Source organism: Roseivirga sp. (assembly GCF_034669765.1).
In the GTDB taxonomy this organism is placed as follows: Bacteria; Bacteroidota; Bacteroidia; order Cytophagales; family Cyclobacteriaceae; genus Roseivirga.
This window is the reverse complement of record NZ_JAXMOQ010000009.1, coordinates 58,667-76,471: the sequence shown is the minus strand read 5'-3', so window position 1 is coordinate 76,471 and position 17,805 is coordinate 58,667. Positions and strand designations below refer to the sequence as shown.

General features: G+C 38.9%; 15 protein-coding genes. 8 read left to right on the top strand and 7 right to left on the bottom strand.

What is annotated here, in order from left to right; all coding sequences use genetic code 11:
* The first annotated feature begins 1 nt into the window (after position 1).
* The 4 genes from VOI17_RS16365 (at position 2) to VOI17_RS16350 (ending at position 4,081) form a co-directional block, all read left to right on the top strand.
* Positions 2–1,879 carry an OmpA family protein gene (locus VOI17_RS16365; protein ID WP_323758303.1) on the top strand — a complete coding sequence of 626 codons (1,878 nt, stop codon included), beginning with the start codon at positions 2–4 and terminating at the stop codon, positions 1,877–1,879.
* 82 nt (positions 1,880–1,961) lie between these two features.
* A complete protein-coding gene (locus VOI17_RS16360) occupies positions 1,962–3,176 on the top strand; it encodes an NAD(P)-dependent oxidoreductase (RefSeq protein ID WP_323758302.1) in 1,215 nt (404 codons plus the stop codon).
* Complete coding sequence (gene deoC / locus VOI17_RS16355; RefSeq protein WP_323758301.1) at positions 3,166–3,831, top strand: deoxyribose-phosphate aldolase; 666 nt, start codon at positions 3,166–3,168, stop codon at positions 3,829–3,831. Before VOI17_RS16360 ends, deoC begins: the two co-directional genes overlap by 11 nt.
* A complete protein-coding gene (locus VOI17_RS16350; RefSeq protein WP_323758300.1) occupies positions 3,812–4,081 on the top strand; it encodes an acylphosphatase in 270 nt (89 codons plus the stop codon). The genes deoC and VOI17_RS16350 overlap by 20 nt, the downstream gene beginning before the upstream one ends.
* 75 nt (positions 4,082–4,156) lie before the next feature.
* Here the strand turns inward: VOI17_RS16350 and VOI17_RS16345 are convergent, their stop codons facing one another.
* The 7 genes from VOI17_RS16345 to VOI17_RS16315 form a co-directional block, all read right to left on the bottom strand.
* Positions 4,157–4,729 (bottom strand): DUF4411 family protein, encoded by a 573-nt coding sequence (locus tag VOI17_RS16345; protein ID WP_323758299.1) that lies wholly within the window; start codon positions 4,727–4,729, stop codon positions 4,157–4,159.
* Entirely contained in the window at positions 4,726–5,844 is a 1,119-nt protein-coding gene (locus VOI17_RS16340) for an ImmA/IrrE family metallo-endopeptidase (RefSeq protein WP_323758298.1), read from the bottom strand. The genes VOI17_RS16345 and VOI17_RS16340 overlap by 4 nt, the downstream gene beginning before the upstream one ends.
* 276 nt (positions 5,845–6,120) lie before the next feature.
* A complete protein-coding gene (locus tag VOI17_RS16335; protein ID WP_323758297.1) occupies positions 6,121–6,327 on the bottom strand; it encodes a hypothetical protein in 207 nt (68 codons plus the stop codon).
* Entirely contained in the window at positions 6,324–6,830 is a 507-nt protein-coding gene (locus tag VOI17_RS16330; RefSeq protein ID WP_323758296.1) for a tetratricopeptide repeat protein, read from the bottom strand. Before VOI17_RS16330 ends, VOI17_RS16335 begins: the two co-directional genes overlap by 4 nt.
* Before the next feature lie 286 nt (positions 6,831–7,116).
* A complete protein-coding gene (locus tag VOI17_RS16325) occupies positions 7,117–8,274 on the bottom strand; it encodes a 6-bladed beta-propeller (RefSeq protein WP_323758295.1) in 1,158 nt (385 codons plus the stop codon).
* A gap of 144 nt (positions 8,275–8,418) precedes the next feature.
* Positions 8,419–8,928, bottom strand: coding sequence for a hypothetical protein (locus VOI17_RS16320; RefSeq protein ID WP_323758294.1), 510 nt, complete (start codon positions 8,926–8,928; stop codon positions 8,419–8,421).
* A 108-nt stretch (positions 8,929–9,036) separates the two neighbouring features.
* The gene (locus VOI17_RS16315; RefSeq protein ID WP_323758293.1) at positions 9,037–11,601 is read right to left on the bottom strand and encodes a M14 family metallopeptidase; all 2,565 of its coding nucleotides are present in this window, start codon (positions 11,599–11,601) and stop codon (positions 9,037–9,039) included.
* A 458-nt stretch (positions 11,602–12,059) separates the two neighbouring features.
* Between VOI17_RS16315 and VOI17_RS16310 the strand changes: the two genes are divergently transcribed.
* From VOI17_RS16310 to VOI17_RS16295, 4 genes are all read left to right on the top strand, one after another.
* The gene (locus VOI17_RS16310) at positions 12,060–14,618 is read left to right on the top strand and encodes a TonB-dependent receptor (RefSeq protein ID WP_323758292.1); all 2,559 of its coding nucleotides are present in this window, start codon (positions 12,060–12,062) and stop codon (positions 14,616–14,618) included.
* Positions 14,619–14,636: 18 nt separating this feature from the next.
* On the top strand, positions 14,637–15,782 hold the full coding sequence (locus tag VOI17_RS16305; RefSeq protein ID WP_323758291.1) for a hypothetical protein: 1,146 nt from the start codon (positions 14,637–14,639) through the stop codon (positions 15,780–15,782).
* A 134-nt stretch (positions 15,783–15,916) separates the two neighbouring features.
* The gene (locus VOI17_RS16300) at positions 15,917–16,705 is read left to right on the top strand and encodes an alpha/beta hydrolase (RefSeq protein ID WP_323758290.1); all 789 of its coding nucleotides are present in this window, start codon (positions 15,917–15,919) and stop codon (positions 16,703–16,705) included.
* 12 nt (positions 16,706–16,717) lie between these two features.
* Entirely contained in the window at positions 16,718–17,803 is a 1,086-nt protein-coding gene (locus VOI17_RS16295) for an efflux RND transporter periplasmic adaptor subunit (protein ID WP_323758289.1), read from the top strand.
* The last annotated feature ends 2 nt before the right edge of the window (positions 17,804–17,805 follow it).

Genomic DNA, 17,805 nt, shown 5'->3' with positions numbered 1-17,805 from the left:
TTTGAGGTTTTTCATTATCATATCCCTACTCTTTTGTATTCTTCTGGCCAACGGCCAAGAGGAGGATAAACTTCATACCCGAAATAAGAAAGCCATTGAGCTTTACAAAGAGGCGCAATCGCTCGATCACGTTGGCAATTACTACAAGTCTTATAACCTTTTACTCGATGCTTTAAAGCGTGATGATAGCTTTGATGAAGCCGTTTTGCTGACACATCAGATCTTGATCAAGAGGGGAGAGCTTGAAAAAGCGCTTCAACTTTATGATGAATATGTGGAAGAGGTTGATCAACAATTCAAAAATAGAATGCTGGCCGATGCTGCTTATGCCTTGTTTTCTGAAGGAAAATATGAACAAGCCAAAGGCCTTAAAGATCAGATTGAGGGCAGAGTGGAGGGCTTAGATGATGCACTTTTTGAAATCGTTACTTCCTCCATTGATTATGCTCTTCAAGGAAGTTCCAATCCCCGAAACATTGATTTTGAAGAACTTCCTGCCCCAATTAATAATCGGCCGCAACAGTATTTCCCTTCCATTACGGCTGCTGGTCTTTTGGTCTATACCGTTCGCGATAATTACGGCAGGGGCGATGAAAACCTTTTCTTTAGCCAGAAGGATGGCGAGGCATGGAGCCCACCGCTGGAAATTTCAAAGAAAATTAATACTGAAAGAAATGAAGGAACTGCCTCCATTTCTGCTGACGGAAATACTTTGGTCTACACCGCTTGCAATGCGCCAGACGGCCTTGGAAGCTGCGATTTGTACATCAGTTATAGAGAAGGGAATGATTGGTCGAAGCCGAGAAATTTAGGGGAGACGGTGAATACACTTCATTGGGAATCACAACCTTCGCTTTCTCAAGATGGGCGTGAACTCTACTTTGTCAGTGCCCGACCGAAAGGCGAAGGCGGGCAAGACATTTGGAAGTCGACCAAACAGAATGGGAAATGGATGGAAGCCGTGAACTTAGGGCCAAGCATCAACACTCGTTTCGATGATTGCTCTCCGTATATTCATCCCAATGGGGTCAATTTATTCTTTGCTTCACGCGGCAGATTGGGCTTTGGTGGCTATGATTTATACGGAACAGAACAGCTTGGACAGGGAGAATGGTCGGAGCCAGAGAATTTGGGTTTTCCCATCAATAATCACAGAAATCAAGTGGGCTATACCATCAGCATTGATGGCTGGGCCTATTACAGCGACAACCTTTTTGATGGTTCTTCGAGCTTATATCGGTTCAAACTGCCAGACGATTTAATCCCCAAACAACTGGTGGATTACAAACGAGGTTTAGTGCTCAGCGCTGCTGATAGCACTCCTCTTTTCTCTGAAATCTATGTGGCTGATATCGCCAAAGATTCCATTCGATCACGCACCTATTCCGACTTTGAAAGTGGCCGATTTAATCTGGTTTTGCCGCAAGTGGAAGATGCCAATCTGTATGTGAAAAAGAGGGGTTATCTGCTTTATAAAGAAGAAGTGGATGCGCTATGGAAAAGTGGAAATGAAGCCGCCATTTATCTTCGACCTATGAGAAAAGGGGAGAAGGTAATTCTAAACGATATTTTGTTCGAACTGAACAGCGCTGAACTCAGCACGAAGGCCACCAAGGAACTGGATATCGTAGTAGACTTCATCAGGGATAACCCTGAAATCATTGTAGAAATTGGGGGGCATACAGACACCTCAGGTGAGGAAGGCTATAACATGAATTTATCTACCGAAAGGGCAAAATCAGTGCTTAACTACTTTATAAATAAAGGATTACCAATAGGAGCGTTTGTTTATAAAGGTTACGGTGAAAGTAAACCCATTGAAGCCGGAATTTCTCCCAAAAACCGCAGAATAGAAATCTCTATTCTAGACATCAAGTAAGTCTTTTGCCTTCAGCGATTCTGGACAAAATAAGTCCGGCAAATCCAGTTTCGAAGCTTTCAACTAATCATTAACTTTGGGCATGCAAGAATTGAAAATCGGAATCATAAAAGAAGGTAAAGTGCCAGTAGACAGGCGCGTACCGGTTACTCCAACTCAAGTTGAAACGCTATTGAATACTTATGATAATGTGACTGTACATTGTCAGCGAAGCGATATTCGTTGTTTCGAAGATTCAGAATATCAGCAGGCGGGAGCTATTTTGGTGGATGATGTATCTGATTGCGATATTATTTTGGGCGTAAAGGAAGTTCCGGTTGAAATGCTTGCCGATGGAAAAACCCATTTCTTTTTCTCGCATACCATGAAGAAGCAAGAGTACAATAGGGGCTTGCTTCAAACCATTCTTCAAAAGCAAATCAGACTGATTGACTGGGAATGCCTGACCAATTTGCAACATCAAAGGTTAATCGCTTTTGGCCGCTATGCGGGAATTGTTGGCGCCTATAATGGAATTCTGACTTTCGGAAAACGCTATAACCTTTTTCATTTACGGCCTGCCAACGAATGCTTCGATATGGAAGACATGCAGAAGGAATATGCCAAGGTGAAATTGCCAGCCATTAAAATTGCGCTTACCGGTGGTGGTCGTGTTTCTAAGGGAGCGATGGAAGTACTTACTGGAATGAAAATAAGAAAAGTAAGCCCTGTGGAGTTTTTGACCGAATATTTCAACGAGCCTGTATATACCCAACTCAATACCAGAGATTACAACCAACGCATCGATGGCGGTTCTTTTAGCCGAGATGAATTTTATCAGAATCCAGCGAATTACGAGTCGAGTTTTGGGCAATATGCTAGAAAGGCGGATATACTAATTGCTGGTGCTTTTTGGGACCCGAAAGCTCCCGCGCTTTTCACTAAAGAGGATGCCAACAGAAGTGAATTTAAGATTCGAGTAATTGCAGACATCACTTGTGATATTGAAGGTTCGATTCCTTCTACAATCCGACCTAGCACGATTGCTGACCCTGTTTACGACTACAACCCAAGCGATAACAAGGAAGAGTCTGCTTTTGCTGATGAGGGAAATATTACCGTGATGGCGGTGGATAATTTGCCTTGCGAATTACCTAGAAATGCCTCTGAAGATTTCGGGAAGGAATTTCTTAGGCATATTCTGCCCAACCTTGTGGGTGACGACAAAGATCAAATTATTGGAAGGGCTACCATTTGCCAAAATGGTAAACTGATGCCTGATTACGCGTACCTCCAAGATTTTGTAGATGGACATTAATCATTACCTAGAACACACTAATCTTAAGCCGACCATTACCGCAAACGACATTGATCGTTTGGTGGCTGAGGCTAAGGAACATCAGTTGTTTGGGATTTGTGTTCCACCCTTTTGGGTGAAGAAAGCCGCTAGAGAAATTGGTACTGCCGATATTCAGTTGGTAACGGTGATTGGTTTTCCTTTGGGTTACCAAATGACAGAAGCCAAAGTAACCGAGATTGAAAAGGCGATTGAAAACGGTGCCAATGAGTTGGATATCGTCATGAACATTTCGGCTTTTAAAACGGGTTTGCCTTGGACGAAAATAGAACTGGCCAAGTGTTCTAAAATAATTCATGAGGCTGATTGCCTAATGAAGGTGATCATTGAAACTTCTTACTTGACCGATGAAGAAATTGTGTTGGCCTCTAAACTTTGTGCCGATGCCGGAACCGACTTTGTAAAAACCTCTACGGGTTTTTCTGGCGCAGGTGCAACAGTAGAACACATTGAACTGATGCGTAAAAGTTTGCCTTCGAATGTAGGGCTAAAAGCCTCTGGAGGTATTAAAACTTTAGCCGATGCTCAAGCGCTCATTAATGCCGGAGCCGATAGACTGGGTGTTTCCTCCGCAGTTTCCATTATGGAAGAATACTATGCAAGCCAAAAGAATTAAGGTAACAGGTAAAGTTCAAGGCGTCTATTTTCGAGCTTCATCCCAAGAGCAAGCAAGGCGGCTTGGCATCAAAGGTTGGTGTAAGAATGAACCAGACGGATCTGTTTTAATTATAGCCGAGGGCTCTGATGAAAACTTAAATGCTTTGGTGAGCTGGTGCCATCATGGGCCATCCAATGCGAGCGTTGAAAAAGTACTTGTAGAAAGTATTGAAGCGAGTGGATTTGAGGGGTTCGAAATAAAGCGGTAAACCTTCTCAGCGCACTTGTCGTGACGTCTCGTTGAGATTCTGGTTTTTTAATTGACTTTAATGTCCAACTAAAATCTATTCTATTATTAAATCTATCCCTTTGTATTCATGAAGCAGCTCAGGTAGTGTCAGATTTTGAATACCTAATTGTCTACAAATGGCAGGTATTTTCTTGAAAGCTTTATTGTCGTTGGCAAATTCCGTCTCTTCAGTGACAATCCTAATATCTAAATTCTTCTCTTTATGAATTCTATTAAGGACATAAATAATCATTCTCATATCGGCAGAGTTTAAAAATTCTGCCTTTCTTACTTCAAATTGAGCAGATGTAAGAGTTTTAGCTCTCGGAGTTGTAAAATTATTATCAACAAGATTCAAAAATTTGGTTGGAGCCGGAGCGATCATATTAGCAGTTCGAGTTGGAATCTTATTCTCCTTTTGAAAATTTTTATCATCCAGAAAATCGAGTTTCTTAATCACTAGACCCTTCGATGTTCCTTTACATTCACTTAATACTTCATCTATTATGATAAGATCTCCATCGATAATCTTTTGTCTGAAAAAGGAATATATTTTTTGTTCTTTGTCGAAATGACCATAGTAACGAACCAAGGCCAATAGAGAGCTTGTATCGATTACCACTATCATTGAATATACTTTTCTAGTTTTTCAGGTTTAATATTTAACCTTTTACTTACCTCATATTCATTAAGAATACCTTCATAAAATGCTGTTTGAATTGTTGATATAAAAAGTGGTGAAGGAATTGGTTGTGCCACAGAACCTCGCTGTTTAATCCCTTGCTCTTTCAGCAGTTGTTTTTCTCTTTCCTTTTCTTTTTGCCTTAACTGAAACTGTTCTTGGTAATCATTTCTAATATTACTGTAACTGGTCGGACTTATTTGTTTTTGATAAAGCAATCTTGTGAAAATTGCCATTTCACTCAAATGAGTTTTTTTTGAAATTTGTTCAACTTCACTAATATGATAGTCATTTGTCGAGTTGGCTACTCCTAAAGAATTTAAAGTGGTTAGATAGGGACCTGCCAAAAATGCAAATGCAAAATCATTGCACCACCTTTCTATTTTTGAAATGTTTTTTTCAGCCATTCCGAAGTAATCAATTTTTTCCACTTCTTCTTCATCCAATAAGTAGTGACCAAGTTCATGAGCAAGAGTGAAAATCTCTCTTCGAAATGATTGGTGTCTCTTAAGAACTATAAAGTTTGGCTTTAGGAAAAAGCCATCAATATTTGCTTTCTCCTTTTTATTGTGTGTTTCAATAAACTCAAATACGAGTACATTCATTTCTGCTAGCTTTGAAATAAGCAGCTTTAAGAAGTCTCTTCTTTTCTCTGTAAAAACTGGATTAATTAATTCTCTAATCTCAAGTGCAGCTCTCTGCGAATTTTCATTGATGTTATACTTTCGAATTTTTCTTGTGTATTCAATTTCAGAAAGGGTAGCAATTGCCTCTAAAGATAGTTTGAGCTCTTCAAATTTGTTAACAGTCTTGACCGCTCCAAGACTTAGTTCATCTGTAGCAAAGCTTGTTTTTCGAAAGAAAATACTAGCTTCTTTTGAATCCTCTGGAGCTTTTGGGTCAAGGTAATAATGAAGCCCTTTTTCGAAGATTTTATCAATTCTCTTTAGATAATTTAGCTTGATATCTTTTGAAAACAAGTCTGACCTAGCCAGAGGAGTTTTAAATCCTTGACCAACTTGAGTCAATAGATCGTCTTCTGTTAGACGATACATTTGCATTAGATGCTTTAAGCGCGATATGTTCTGCTCTATTTTCAAGAAGTTCGATACTACATTATTTTATAAACGAAAACAAAGATATGCTTAATATAATTTGTATATCAGTTATGTTATAAATGCAAAACGGAAAGTGTTAAATATGCGCCATATTGGTGGCGTATGTATCTCCTGTAATTTATGAAAACTTCGATATAGAATGCATATAATAATGTTTATGAAGTTGGTTGATGGTTTGTATTTTCAATAATCTACTTTCATTTGCAGAAGTATAAACCGTTAAAACGGTTCTGAGCGAGCAGTCCAAAACATAGCCCACGGTTTAAACCGTGGGCTATGTGTGAGAATGTTTATCTGTAATGGTTTTAACCATTTTCCGCCAGAAGGAGGTATTAAATCCTCTATGAAATTCAAAGCCCTAAGGCTGCTAAAAGCTTCGGCACCGCCATCAGCCGCATTTGTAGCCACATCTGTTGCTTTCTTCAATTAGTCATATAATTAATCAATTTTGCGCGAAAATTGATCAACTTTTTATCGTTTGGAGAATAATTGATCGCCAAGTTAATATTGTCCAAAGCTGCCTGATATTGCCCTAGATCTGATAAAATGCCAGCTTTTTCCGTATATGCACCTGAATACTTTGGGTTTTTTTTGATTAATATTTCAAGAACTTCTAAGGCATTCTCTGTTTTTCTTTGTCTTCTATAAATGTTGGCTATACGAATTTCGACCTCTTGCTTTTCCTCTTTCATTAGTTTTGGAAAAGCATTTTTATCTGCATTGATTAACGCCTCATTAAAATCCTTTAGTGCCTCATCATATAGCTTCAAATGCGTCTTGCATTGTCCTCTATAATAGAAGCTATAAAAATCATTTGGTGTCAACTCGATTTGCATATTGCATAAGTCTATACATTCATAGAATTTTTTCTCAGTTAGAAACTCTCTAGCTTTAGATGCTGATTTGATATTCTGAATGATTTTTCTCAAAGTAAGTTGCGACTAACATTTATACACCTCGTTTGTGGCGTATATCTCATGTAATTTATGAAAACTTACTTATAGCCTGTAGATAATAATGACTATGGGGAAGTTTTAGGTGTTTATTAATTGAGCGGTGAGATTGCTTCACGTCAGTATGGTCACTTTTAAAGACTTTAGCAGGTTCGTAATGACGGTGAAATAAGGCTTTCACGGCAATTTTCAGCTATTTAGCCACTGGTCGTGGCGTCTTGCTGTGGTCTCTCGTTTAAACTTTTCGATGGCTCACTTTATACTATTTAAACTTGATAGAAACTAACACTGGATTTTCGGAAGACTCAATTTCTTCTAGTGTAGTACCTTCGGTAAAGGAATATTGTTCTGGATCAAGCTGTTCTAAAAGGTGGGTAAGATGGCTCGATCTTAAAGAAATTAGAAATTCATCCCCGTTCCAGTCGATTGCATAAAAATCTAACTTCTTATTAGGCGAAATTCTCCAATCAATGCTTGTGCTGTGCTTGGTTTCTCTATCAATAAGGAAATCATAGTCCATCCGGGGACCTAAGGTGGTATATAAGTAAATGTGGCTCTCACCTATATTGTTAAGCACAAACCAAACTTGTTCCTTTCTATTTGATTTTTCATAAAACCTAGATTCTACCTCAACATCTGGTTTGAAGTACCAATCCTCCTGAAAGTCATAGTGAATGAATGGCTCAACTGAATCAGCGGTTATTCTATAGACAGTATCAGTCATACTATGTAGGTAAAACAAATCATCATCTAAAGTGAAAAATGAATTAAGGAATTGAGGATTTCGAAAACCAGGGTGCTTCTCAAATGGTAAAAGTGTCTTGTCGAGTTTCATCTCATTATCCACGGTCACAAGAGAATATTTAAGTGAATCCTGGGTGTATACAAAATGCATATCTAGTGCATAGCCTGATTTGTATGGGTACACATATTCAGCTCGTTCGTTCAGCCGATCTCGACTAATGAAATTGCCTTCTAAATCATATCGATTGATGGATTTGCCATAGATATAAATGCCTATTAAACCGTTCTCAAGCCAAACATTAGTCCACCTTGAGTATTCTTCTGGACCCTCCCCTTTTCGGTTAAATTTATTTAAAAACTCACCTGTTTTTGAATAGATGTAAATTGTTCCATCATTACTAGGGCTAAGGATTATCATCTTGTCCTCATGAAATTCGACTTGAGCAACAGCCCTCAGCAGAGATTCTTCCGTCTCTTCTAACCGAGTAATTTCAATGGATTGGATTAGATCGGCAACTGGTGTTTTATCTTCCCTGATATCCAATTTATAGGATTGAAGTCCGTCTTTAGGAACGGATTCAGTTTCTGTAACTTCTGTCTTACTACCACAACCTAGACAGCACACCATTAAGATCAAGAGGGTGAAATAGGGGATTTGCGTTCTGACCTTGTTCATGATTTTTTGTTTTGACCAATTTCAATCTACGCACAAATGTGATAATGAACCAAGCGACTAACTGAGGAATAGATGATTTTCGTCCACTGGCTTCAGTAATGTGGAAATAGAGGTGGTTTAGGTCAGTGAAATAAAGCGATAAGGTTATGCGCTTTTGCTGATGTATTTCTGAATGCCTTTGTATTTGTAAATCTTAAGGCCGAAATGCTCAAAAGTACACACCTTCATTCTGTTTTGGGCCAGTTCTAGCCTTTTCTCAGGGGAATGAAAAACGGTGAGTTCGAGGCCTGCTAGGATAAAGCTTTTCTTCTGGCAAAGCTCCATTACATAAGCATGAAAACCTTCTTTCCAATCGGCTGTGTATTTTTCGTAATGACTTCTTCCGTCAAACAAAAGTTCTAATTGATTGCCTTCCACCTGATAGCGGTAGATGCCCGCCATGGTGTTATAAAGTTCGTCAAAGAAAGATAAATGGGTAGGACTGAAAGCGGCTACTTTTTCCGAGAGTTCATCAATTAAGCCAAGTGGGTTATAGAGGTTAGAATAACCTTTCTTGACTTCCTCAATCAACTCCGTTTGGAGCTCAAGTTTCAGGTCTGCCTGAACTTGTTTGAGGATGTAGTTTTTATCAAGAAGGAAAAGTCTCTGATTCAACGCTTAATATTTCAACAAAAATAATACTTTTTCTAAAACGATTGGCTTAAAATGTAAATAAGGTGGCTTTGTTCGAGCCACCTTATTCATCTTCTATGATTTGATCAATTACTTTGCTGCGGAGGAGTTTACTATTCTGCCAAAGAAAATGGCATTCATCATAAGCTTATTGGTACCATACCAAAAGGCTCTGAAGTTAGGGTCGTCCACCAAAGAAACTATTCTTCCCTGGCCAAAAGCACTTACTCTAATGGTAGAAGTACCTTTTAAGGCTTCTAGGTTGGGCTTGTTAATCCAGCCACTCATTAGGGGTTCTTCCGTATATCGGCCAGGATTAGAGAATTTGTCTTCGGAAGCTTCAATCATTAGATTTCCTCTTCGCATGGTCGGAAGCTCCTTGTTGTAATAGCCGTAAGCCATTGGGTGTGATAATTCGAGTTCGCTCATATAAACCCCTCCAGGGATGGATTGCCCACGTTGGAAGTTTGAGATTTGATCATAAGTGATTTTTTCTCCAGTGTATTGTTCTACATCTACAAATTTGAGCTGTGTAAGTTTATTTCTGGCCGCCCAAGCTGTAGCGCTACTGTTACTGGCGATCAGCGTGCCTCCATTTCTGATCCATTGTTTAAGATTTTCCATTCCTGATTCAGATAGGTCAACCCCGCCTGTAATCACGATAGTATTGTAACGGCTAATAACAGAAGACCCAAGTCTATCACCTGGTAACTTGGTGACTCTCATGTCCATTCGGGTGTCTAATAAGTGCCAAACTTCGCCCGCATCGCCACTGCTTCCTGATTCCACAATGAGCGCGATTTCTGGCTTATCTACATTGATGAAAGAATTGCTGCCTAATGAAACACCATCCGTCAATCCAGTATTCATGGCATACACATCAATTCCATCTGTATTGGCAATGGTTTGCATTTCTAAGTAAAGATCGCGCTCTGAAAGACTCTGATTGCTCACAGGCACCATGATGGCTCCGTAATCGAATTTTACTTTTTCGCCATTGCCAAAGGGGCTAGTGGCTACTTTAATTCTAATTCCTTTTTCGAGCAAACGGTTTGCTGCTCTCGGGGCGTAATATCCATGCCATTCAAATACATAGGCATAAGCACTTTGTCCACCAATCACGCTTCCTCTAGGAAATTCAGGCTTCATAACTTTGTCTCCCAATTGGTTTCTGCCATAATCTCGGCTGCTCAGTTCGCTATATTCAAGATCGAAGGCCAATGGGTAGGTCCAACCAGAAATGTCGTAGAAGAGACTGTCTTCAAAAGTGGTTCTCTTCTCAAACATACCTTTGATTAGCTTGTAATTCCGCTGCTTTAAAGGAATGATATAGCTATTCTCTGGGGTGTATTCTTCGTTATTGAACTTCAGCTTTCTAGATGGGCGATAAAAGTCAACTTCCTGTTGGTCTAAGATATCGGCCAAATGATATGACCTAGCAGGGTCTTTTTCCGCCTTGAAGATGTAGGCTTTAACGTCATCGTTATCCGCATCTCTCAATACACGCTTATAGAAGTCTCTTTGATATTCAAGTAATTCTTCGCGCATATCAACTGTGGCTTTCCATGTAGAAAGGGCAGCGGTGAATTGATTCTTTATAGTAAAAGGGAATTCCAAAATGCCATTGTCACTTTCTTGCGCATGACCCCTTGAACTCGCTTGCTCGAACAAAATACCTACACCACCATTAATATCGGGGAAGGTTGAGCCTTTTCCATAATAGAAGTCATCGTATCCTTCTTTGGTGAAATAGAGAGAGCCGATATTATCCAGTGCTTCTGCATGGAACTGACCAATCTTTTCTGTCAATTCTTGATTCTCTTTTGGTGTAAGCGGATGTGTTCTAGCAGGAACACCCGGTTGGAAAAAGAAGGTGGAATTGGTACCCATTTCGTGATGGTCAGTGAATACATTTGGCTTCCAAAGGTGGTATTTTGCTACTCGGTTTTGCGATTCTGGTTGCTGAACAGGAAGCCAGTCACGGTTGAGGTCGAACCAATAATGATTAGTTCTAGCACCTGGCCAAACCTCATTGTATTCCCTATCATTCGGGTCAGGGTTGATGTTTTTTGATTTATGAATGTTGGCCCAAGTTGAAAAACGATTTAAACCATCAGGGTTCAGCGAAGGGTCCAATAGAATTACGGTATTTCTAAGTGCTGTTTCAATTTCTGGTCCTTGAGCAGCAGCCATATAATAAGCCACAAGCAAGGCAGCATTTGAACCAGAAGATTCATTTCCATGGATGCTAAAGCCCATAGAAACAACAGCAGGCATCTTCTTAATGTCAAATTTATCCGACTCATTAGGATAGGTGAGCCAAACGTGGTCTGTTCTTATTTTCTCTATTCCTACTTGATTGTTAGGGTGAGTTATGGTAAGCATTACTTGCATGCGGCCTTCATGCGTGCGGCCAATGTCTTCAATGGTAATTCGGTCTGAGGCAGCAGCGAGTGCTCTCATGTACAAGACCAGTTTATCATAAGTTACATGCCATTCGCCCACTTCATGCCCTAATACCGATTTAGGTGTGGGGATATTTTGATCATAAATCACATTCGTTGGCAAATAATAGCTCAAATCTTTTTGTGCTAAGGCAGAAAAAGAAGTGCATAGTAGACTAAGTAAAAAAAACAGGGGGGCAAAAACCTTCATAGTTCACTTTGTAGTGTCATTTTAATCGAATATAGCGATCGGATTGGTTAACAAAAAATAGACTATTATTTTTTACATTATACACACCGAGTTCTGAGATTTTTTGAACGGTTTTAAATAATTATGAAAGGAAAATTTACTTTACATTTTTTTAACATTTACTTTGTACCAAGAAACAAACAGACAAATACTGAATACTGATTCTTTCAAAAAGTAGCCTAGTGTTTTATTAAGAATAAAGAGTTGAGATAAAGGGTTTTGACCCTATTTTATTTGGTGAATTGATCTAAATGTAGAATCAAAAAATGAATATTAAGTTTACGTTAAGCATGGTTGTCATTCATAGCGAAACGTTAACATTTGTTAAAAAGCCTTGACCTTTCTAATGCATTACTTTTGTCTTGAAAAACAAGTACGATTTCTAATATCTAATCTAATCTATATTTAAAATTTCGTTTATGAAAAGATCATTACTTCGAAGTATTATGGCTTTTGCACTTGTGGCTGTTAGCACATTTGCTTACGGTCAGGGTACGGCTTCCGTTAAAGGACGGTTGCTTGATTCAGAAAATGGAGAAGGCGTGTATGGCGCAACCATTTTTATTGTAGGTACCACTAGAGGAGCTACCTCTGATGTGGATGGTAACTTTAGAGTTACTGGGTTGTCAGGAAATGTAACCCTTAAGATTAGCTTTATCGGCTTTGAAACAATTGAAATCACTAGAGAGGTAAGTCAAGATATTGACCTTGGGGATATCAATTTGGTTTCAACTACTCTTGGTTTGGGTCAAGTAGAGGTAATTGCATCTGTAGCGACTGAAAGAAAAACGCCTGTGGCGATTTCTACAATCAATGCAGGTCAAATAGTTGAAAGAGCAAGTAATCAGGAGTTTCCTGAGCTTTTGAAATCTACTCCAGGTGTTTATGCTACTAAGTCTGGTGGTGGGTTTGGAGATTCTAGAGTTAACATTAGAGGTTTTAATGCTGAAAACGTTGCTGTATTGATTAACGGTGTACCTGTTAATGATATGGAGAACGGAAGAGTATACTGGTCTAACTGGGCTGGTTTAACTGACGTAACAAGCTCTATGCAGGTTCAAAGAGGACTTGGAGCTTCTAAAGTAGCTGTGCCATCTATTGGTGGTACAATCAACATTTTGACTAAAACTACTGATGCTACTGAAGGTGGAAACGTTTCATTTGCTACAGGTAATAACAACTATAAGAAAACTTCTTTTGCTGTTTCTACAGGTTTAACAGAAACTGATTGGGCCGTTTCATTAGCTGCTGCCAAAACAACAGGTGATGGTTTTGTAGATGGAACTTGGTTTGAAGGTTACAACTACTTTTTCAATGTAACTAAGAAGATCAATGATAATCATATCCTTTCTTTGACTGGTTTTGGTGCTCCACAGAAGCACGGGCAGAGAGAATCTCGTAAATCAATCAACTATTGGAGAAATGCTCCAAACAAGTTGACTTCTAACCCTGATTACGGTATTCTAAATGGAGAGATACTTTCTGTAGAAGATAATTTTTACCACAAGCCACAGGTTTCATTAAACCACTACTGGACAATTGACGAAAAATCAGAACTGTCTACGGCCGTTTACGTGTCTAAAGGAACTGGTGGAGGAGGCGGTAGCCTTGGTTTCAGTACTAGTAGTGCTCCAAGAATTGCTGGAGAATATAGCCCTCTTGATTTCCGTGCTCTTATTACTGAAAACGAGCAAAATGTTGACGGAAGTGCTACTAATGCTTTGAGAGCTTCAAGAAACGATCACGAATGGTATGGTGTTTTGAGTACTTATTCTACAGAGTTGAACTCTAACTTAACACTTTTAGCTGGTCTTGATTTAAGATCATACAAAGGTATTCACTTCAGAGAGGTAACTAACCTTTTGGGAGCTGATTACTACTTAGATGATTCAGACATCAATAACCCAAACAAAGCGGTTAAAGTTGGTGACAAGTACAGCTACTACAATGACGGTATTGTGAACTGGACTGGTGGATTTGGTCAATTAGAATATTCAAAAGATAAATTGACTGCTTTCTTCTCAGGTGCGATCTCAAATACGGGTTATAAGAGAATTGATCATTTCGTTTACTTAGATTCTGATCCAGCTAGAGAGTCTGACTTCCAAAATTTTATTGGTTTCCAAACAAAAGGTGGTGTTAACTACAATTTGACTGCTAATCATAATGTTTTTGCTAATGTTGGTTATTTCGAAAAAGCACCAATTTTTGATAACGTATTCCAGAACTTCAAAAACGATGTTAACCCTGATGCGGTTAATGAGAAAATTTTGAGTTATGAATTGGGTTACGGATATAGAGCAGGTGCATTTTCTGCAAATGTTAACGTTTATAGAACACAGTGGAAAGACAGAGCTTTTGTTAAAGGTCTTCCAAGCACCAACGGTGGAGATTACTTTGCTAACCTGACAGGAGTTAACGCTGTTCATCAAGGAGCTGAGTTTGATTTTGTTTACAAGCCAACTACAAGCTTTAGATTAACAGGTATGTTGTCGCTTCAGGATAACGAGTGGCAAAATGACTTATCTAATGTTCAAGTTTTTGAAGGACAAACCCCAATTGGTAACCCTTTTGATTTGAATATTGCTGGTTTGAAAGTAGGAGATGCTGCACAAACTACTGCAGCCCTTGGTGTTGAGTATTTCTTAGTGCCAGATGTTAAAGTGTCTCTTGATTATAATTACTATTCAAACCTTTATGCCCAGTTTGATCCTTTGAGCCGTGAAACATCTGATCTAGGTGGTGGAACTGCCGCCCAAGCTTGGAAAGCACCTGCGTTTAGCACTCTTGATTTAAGATTGAAATATGATTTCAAATTCGGAGATTTTGATGCTACTCTATTCGGTAACGTGAATAACGTATTAGATACTGAGTATATCATGGATGCCATTGATGGTTCAGACCACAATGCAGCAACTGCGTCTGTATGGTTTGGTCAAGGTAGAACTTGGACAGCCGGAATTAGAGTTAAATTTTAAGCATTAAATAGAAACGTTATGAACTTCAAACTTTCTTTAAAATATATGGTGGCATTATTAGCTCTAGCTTTAGTGTCATGTGATCCACTTGATGATGTGTACGATGAACTGGACGCCACGTCAAATACGGATATTTCAGCTGATTTAGTAATTACTTTATCTGATGATGACTATGAACTGGTAGAAGATGAGACCGGAGGAGCAAACATTGCTAATTATAAAAACTTTGATGCTCCAGATGAGCCAAGTACATTTATTCCTATCATTCTTAAAAAGGCTTATGGTCATTTAGGAAAGGGTTCTTCAGCATTAGTAACTTATAATTACTACGATCCAATTAAAATTTACCATGCCTATAGCTTTACAGTGTCTGCACAGGACTACACGGACCTAGGGCAACGTTTCGGTAATTTTAACGATGAAGGTGATATTATTGCTGCTGTTAAGTTCAAATACCCTAATGCTGTTAATGAGGATTTGGTAACGATTACCTATCAATACTACGATGGTTCAACTACTGGAACTAGAACCAGTAAAGTAGCTAAAATTGAAGGTTCTTGGTATGTATCGTATCTGCCAACTCAGGATGACTACAGATTTATGGGGCAGAGCTTCAATAATTTTGATAGCAGAACTACTGGTAGAGATAGAACAGCTAAGTTGCTTGATAAATTATATCCATTTGCCGATAAAGGTGACTTAAGAACTTCTGTATTTACTTATACTTATGTGCCAAGTGGCGGTTCTAGAGTGTACGAGGACTTCTTAGTAGCTTATGAATTTAACGGCTCAAATTGGGTTGGAATTCAGGATGTTACAGCAAAATCACTTCAGTTAGGTCATGATGGCACTACTTGGGTTCCTGATAACACTATTAAGTATGTACTTACTACTGCTGATTACACTGCCATTGGTGCTGAGTTCGCTGGTACTCCAAGAGGAGATAACTTGAGTAATTATGGTAACTTCAGCAGAACTGGTGGAGGGTCTTCATGGACTGATGAGCAAGTAATAGAAGCCTTAGCGTTCTTATTGAACAGCGGTGGGTTCATTACAACAGATGGTCAAAAGTATTTAGTTTCCATCTCAGTATACAATGGATCTAATGCCACTGAAAATTGGCACTTGATCCGTTCTAATGGAGCTTGGGTAAAAGTTCAGTAAGACGTAATCATAAATATTTAAAAAACCGCTTCCATTTCGAAAGCGGTTTTTTTATGTCTTTTAGAAATTAACTTTTTCAAACGGTTGAACAAAAATTAAACCTTTGAGTTAGTTTTGTCTCTAATTGCGAAGTCTTGCTCTATTATAAAACATATCGAAATAATCAGTCTGACGAATGGGTCGCTTTTATCCATGGTGCTGGTGGGAGTTCTTCCATTTGGTTCCGTCAGATCAAAAGCTTCAAAAGCGAATTTAATGTGCTATTGATTGACCTGAGAGGGCATGGTAAATCTCAGGAAGCGTTCCAGAGGTACTTTTCAAATGATCATAGTTTTGAAAATATAAGTAAAGATATTCTTGAAGTATTGGACCACCTGAAGATCAAGAGTGCTCACTTTGTAGGCATATCCTTAGGTACAATAATTATTAGAACACTTTGTGAAATCGCTCCCGAGCGGGTTAAAACGCTTATTTTAGGTGGTGCGGTGACTCGCTTAAATATAAGATCCAAGTTTTTGGTGAGTGTGGGCAATGCCCTAAAAAGGTTTGTTCCATTTATGTGGCTCTATAAACTGTTTGCATGGATCATTATGCCAAGGAAACGAAATGCCGAATCGCGAGACTTATTTATTGGGCAAGCAAAAAGAGTTTGTCAGCATGAATTTATGAAATGGTTCAAGTTGACAAATAACATCAACCCATTATTAAAATATTTTAACGAGAAGGAAACAACAGCTCCAACCCTTTATTTAATGGGAGATGAAGACTATATGTTCCTTCCACAAGTGCACAAGTTAGTTTCACATCATAAAAATGCGTGGTTGAATATATTGGATAACTGCGGCCATGTGTGCAACGTTGAGCAACCCGAAGAATTTAATAAGCTTTCAATAGAGTTTATAAGAACACATTCCTTATCCTAACTATTTATTACAATGAGCAAAACATCAAGAATAATTGTAGTCTTGATAATCATTTTGGCGGTGGCTGCATGGGCAGTTTACCCTCGAATCGATGAAATTACGGGTAGTAACTCAAGTGCAGAAGCCTCGGCACAAAGTGCATCAAGGGCAAAATCTGCACTTCCAGTCAGTGGCGTAGTAGTTACGCCAAGGCTTTTAGAAAATAAGATTAAGGTTACGGGCTCAATTTTACCCAACGAATCTATCCAGCTTAAAAGTGAAGTGTCTGGCTTAGTCACCAAAGTTCATTTTAAGGAAGGCCAAAAGGTAAAGAAAGGAACATTGTTGGTAAGCCTTAAAGACGATGAGCTTCAGGCGCAACTAGAGAAGTTACGTTTCAGTAAGAAGCTGGCAGTTGGCAGCGAAAACCGACAAAAACTCTTGTTAAACAAAGAAGCCATCAGTCAAGAAGAATATGATATTTCCTTCACAACACTGAATACCATAGAAGCCGACATTAAAGTGGTTGAAGCTCAATTGGCTAAAACTTCCATCATCGCGCCTTTTGATGGTATTTTAGGGTTGAGAGAAATCAGTGAAGGAGCATACATCACAAACAGTACTATAATCACCAAATTTTACAGTATCGATCCTGTTAAAATCGACTTTGCCATTCCTGGTAAATACGCATCAATTGTGAGTGTTGGCGATGTTATTCAGTTTGAAACAGAAACGTCAACAGAAGTTTTTAAGGGAACTGTTTACGCCTTCGAACCTCAAATAGATCAAAACACTAGAACCTTAAGAATGAGAGCGATTTCTAGTAATGAAGAGGGTAAGCTTTTGCCTGGTCAGTTTGCTAAAATCGAATTGATCATGTCATCGGTAAACGATGCATTGATGGTGCCAGCCATTTCTGTGATTCCTGAACTCAACGGGCACATGTTATTCGTAGCTCATGGAGGGAAAGCTCAAGCTGTGCCTGTGAAAATTGGACTTAGAACCGAAAGTTCTGTTCAAATTTTGGAAGGGCTCAGCCCACAAGACACGGTAATTACCTCTGGACTATTAGAGATAAGACAAGGGTCTGCTATTTCTATTTCATCTTTAACACAATAAAG